This is a genomic window from Vibrio sp. 10N.222.46.A1 (assembly GCF_041473595.1).
In the GTDB taxonomy this organism is placed as follows: domain Bacteria; phylum Pseudomonadota; class Gammaproteobacteria; order Enterobacterales; family Vibrionaceae; genus Vibrio; species Vibrio tasmaniensis_A.
The window spans coordinates 1-4,401 of the sequence record NZ_JBFRSN010000047.1 but is presented as its reverse complement, the minus strand read 5'-3'; the positions used below and the strand labels follow the sequence as shown (position 1 = coordinate 4,401).

The following is a 4,401-nucleotide window of genomic DNA, read 5'->3' as shown; positions in this document are numbered from 1 at the left end:
TATAGTAGTCATACCGAAACCCATTAGGCCAAGTGGTGCCGGGTTCGCCAGTTTTGTTGACATTTTGCGCGCCTTTAAAAAAAGTTAATAAAATTTGTACGTAAATTTTAATCCGAACGGCATAAAAAGATAGATCGCTAAATCGCAATCTTAGATTGCATCGTTCGCCAGTTCGGCTTTCGTGATGATTTCAAGTATCTCGCCAACTCGTTTAGGGCTTTGTTCCATCAAGACCGCTTGAACCTCGGGCTTTACACACGCTAACCACTCTCCCGAAGGTTCTTGGTTAAACTTATCCATCGGGCCCATACTTTGGCTCCATGCACCACGGATATCAACCGTATCTTTGTGGCCATCGTTAGTCGTAAAATATGAAAATTCAAAGGTTGTCGCATCTACAGATGTGATTTGGCCAGATGCCCCCCACGGCGCAGAAAGTTCGATCATAGGACCGATAGGATAGCTTTCACCTTCAATTTCTACAGAAGTTGCTTCACCAATGTAAATTTGAGCGTTATTGGCTGACTCTGAGACAGTGAAAGGTAATGATGTTGATACAGAATTAGGACCTTGAGGCGCAGCTTGCTTTAATAAGAATTGAACGATTGACGGGTATGCATTAACAGCAGCATCAACTTCCCCAACAGACTCCATACAGCCTTCGTAATTCATAATGCCTGTACTATCGACACCTTTAATTAAAGCGCCTTCAAGTGTTTGAATAACATGAATTTGGTTACCTTGTTCCTCTATAGACGTGATTTGGCCTACAGGACTTTTTAATACTTGATAACGCTGAGCAACAATACCTTCAGAGCTCGTTTCAAAACTCAAACTGCCATAATTACCCCAGCCCAAACTTTGCTCGAGACCTGACTGCGGCGTACTGTTACACCCAGTAACTCCAGTTACCAATAACGCAAGAATAGATAGCTTTAACTTCATTTTAATTGCCCTGTAATCGAATTATTCACGAACACAGTTTATCGATAAATGGAAAGCACTACTGTAATAGAAAGCAAGGGAAGTGTCGTATAACTGTCACTGAACAAGCAAGCCTCTAGGAGGCTTGCTTAAGTCAATTATTTACAACTAATTTCATCCCAAAACCAGTTCGATTGAACAGGGCTTTCCCAGACACCCGGACCGTTTTTAGCCACGAAACACTTGCCGTTATGCGTCACCTTGTCGCCATTGCTCACTTGGCTAACACCCGCTTGCCATGTGATAAACACCGATGGATCAACAACGACAGGCGGCTCAGTCACAGGTGGTTCAACCGGTGTTGGGTCTACCGGAGCAGGATCGACAGGTGTAGGGTCAACTGGCGATGGATCTGTCACTACGGGTGGTGTTGGTTCACCCGCTACAAATTTCCAAGGGCCGCCATTGGCAGGATCATCCCCTTGAGTCCACCATTTAGCTTGGTAAGTCGCACCGTTGTGAGTGACTTGGTCGCCAGCATTGTAAACTTTACTCGCACTCCAACCGTTACCTCCGGGGTTAGTACCAGGGTCAACCGGATCAAGCTTATCGACCACTTTCACTTCAGGCCAACTCGCATGTGATCCATAAAAATTGGTCACACACTTCTCATAATCTCCGGCCACCAAGGCTGAATAAGCGGTTTGGAAACCAACAAGCTCACACTCAAATGAATAGCCTTCTGGGCGGTCTGCGTAGTATTTCCAGTTACCGTCCCAGTTGGTGTACAACACATCAGTCGCACCATTCAAGTTCAAGCTTCCGTAAGGCGTTTGCTGCCAGCATGTATTGGCTTCATCCGCTTCTACAGGGATCAGATAATGCGCAGCTAACCCTTCCCAATAACGAATTCGGTTAACTGGTTGGCCTTTGTCTTTGTTCTGCTCACCACACTCGATACCACCATTAATTACGTTGATTGTGGTACCAAACCCATAGCCAATTCCCGCATCCAACTCACGCTGAGAGGGTGTCCAAGTGCGGTCAATAACGTGCAGCATTGCTGGTTTAGGAGCTTGAGGTGTAAGGAAGAACCAGATAGCAGAAGCCAAGTTCAACCATGAATCAGCAACCAAACCTGGGTTATTCAATAGAACCGTCGCATCACCATCGAACATCACTTCCGAGAACGCACCGTAGTTAAAATGGTAAGAAAGCTGTTTAGCACCACGTCCAAAATAACCCTGACCTGCCGCACATGGCCATCGTGCATTCTGCCAATCGTTCTGGCCACAACCGGTGGTGTAACCCTCTTGGCCTTCAGACCAACCCATTTCACGAACATGCACCAGCGCTTGCTGCCACTCTTCTAGAGCTAATGGGTTATCAGAGGTGTTATCTATTGCGATGTGCCCACCTGTTTCTTGAGCGAAATGAGCAAAGGCCGTGATGATGGATTTTTTACAGATGGCGTCTGAATCTCGACCATCAGTGTACTCTCCACAGAAGGCAGGGAATTTACCAATCGCCCGTAAGAAGCGAGTGTACGTGTATTCTGGCGCAGCCATCTGAGTGAGGAAGTCCCATTCAGATTGAGGGAATACACGCTCGACTCGTTTCACGTTTTCAGGATTCGAGGCTAAACCCGGCTCAATCGCTTCAACGATACTATTGGGACGAGTTTGTAATGCTTGTGACCAGATCGCATACATAGGATCGGATGTTTTCGCTTGTTCAGCCGCTTGCAGTGCAGACTTTTCAACAAGGTAGCCATTCGGGTTTTGCGGATCAGGTTGAATGTTCAAAGACGCGTAACTGTGTGCAGCTAAAGTACAGCCAACTACTGTCGCCAAATATTTGATTTTTAACATGATGGATTCTCTTATCTGTCCTTAATAAGTCCATCAAAGAGTATGCGGCGCATGGGAAATGAGCTAGTCGTTACCATGTAAATTTATAAAAAGTGCGAGTGACACTTTTATGTACCCTTCAACACAACAAAACGTCTCATTGTTTCTTGAGGTGATATCTAACTTCCAACGGATTTTGTTGCTCGTTGTAGATGTAAATCCTTAATCTCCTAAATAAAAAGAAAAAAGCCCCGAACTGAGTTCGAGGCTTAAGATTTTAATCAAAACTGGTTAAATCTCTAAGAGGTTATTCCCACTCGATAGTTGCTGGTGGCTTACCAGAAATATCGTAAACAACACGTGAAATGCCGTTAACTTCGTTGATAATACGGTTAGATACCTTACCTAGGAAGTCATATGGTAGGTGTGCCCAGTGAGCAGTCATGAAGTCGATAGTTTCTACGGCACGTAGAGATACAACCCAATCGTACTTACGGCCATCGCCCATTACGCCAACTGAACGCACTGGTAGGAATACCGTGAATGCTTGAGATACTTTGTGGTAAAGGTCAGCAGCGTGAAGCTCTTCAATGAAGATAGCATCAGCACGACGCAGTAAATCACAGTACTCTTTCTTCACTTCGCCAAGTACACGAACACCTAGACCAGGACCTGGGAATGGGTGGCGATAAAGCATGTTGTATGGAAGACCAAGCTCTAGACCGATCTTACGTACTTCATCTTTAAACAGCTCACGTAGAGGCTCAACAAGGCCCATTTCCATATCATCAGGAAGACCACCAACGTTGTGGTGAGATTTGATTACGTGTGCTTTACCTGTCTTAGATGCTGCAGACTCGATTACGTCTGGGTAGATAGTACCCTGAGCAAGCCATTTAGCATTCTTCAGTTTCTTAGACTCTTCGTCGAAGATATCTACGAATACGTGACCGATGATCTTACGCTTCGCTTCTGGCTCAGCTTCGCCTTCCAGAGCGTCAAGGAAACGATCTTCCGCATCAACTTTAATGATGTTTAGGCCGAATTGGTCACCAAACATCTCCATAACCTGCTCACCTTCGTTTAAACGAAGAAGGCCGTTATCAACAAATACACATGTTAGTTTGTCGCCGATAGCGCGGTGAGCAAGCATCGCTACTACTGATGAATCAACACCACCAGAAAGACCAAGGATAACTTCATCGTCACCTACTTGCTCTTTAATACGTGCAACTGCATCTTCAATGATAGACGCTGAAGTCCACAGACCTTCACAACCACACGCGTTAAGAACGAAGTTCTCAAGCATTTTTAAGCCGTTTTTAGTGTGCGTTACTTCTGGGTGGAATTGAACACCGTAGTATTTCTTCTCTTCGTTTGCCATTGCAGCGTATGGGCAAGTGTCTGTCTCTGCGATTTTTGTGAAATCAGCAGGGATTTCAACCACTTTGTCACCGTGGCTCATCCAAACGTCTTGAGTTGTCTCAAGGTCAGTGAAAAGTGCAGATTCACCCGTCACTTGTACAGCAGCGTAGCCGAACTCGCGCTCAGTAGACGTTGCTACTTTACCGCCAAGTTGCTCAGCCATCGTTTGCATGCCGTAGCAGATACCGAAGACAGGAACACC

Annotated in this window: 3 protein-coding genes; all 3 read right to left on the bottom strand. The window is 45.6% G+C overall.

Annotated features, from left to right (window positions below; all coding sequences use genetic code 11):
• Positions 1 to 150: 150 nt before the first annotated feature.
• Positions 151 to 945: a hypothetical protein gene (locus AB4496_RS01990; protein ID WP_017098063.1), complete on the bottom strand. Its 795-nt coding sequence runs from the start codon at positions 943 to 945 to the stop codon at positions 151 to 153.
• Between the two features lie 137 nt (positions 946 to 1,082).
• The gene (locus AB4496_RS01985; protein WP_012603321.1) at positions 1,083 to 2,795 is read right to left on the bottom strand and encodes a chitinase; all 1,713 of its coding nucleotides are present in this window, start codon (positions 2,793 to 2,795) and stop codon (positions 1,083 to 1,085) included.
• A 286-nt stretch (positions 2,796 to 3,081) separates the two neighbouring features.
• Positions 3,082 to 4,401 (bottom strand): glutamine-hydrolyzing GMP synthase (gene guaA / locus AB4496_RS01980; protein ID WP_372130530.1); only part of this gene is annotated, 1,320 nt, incomplete at its 5' end.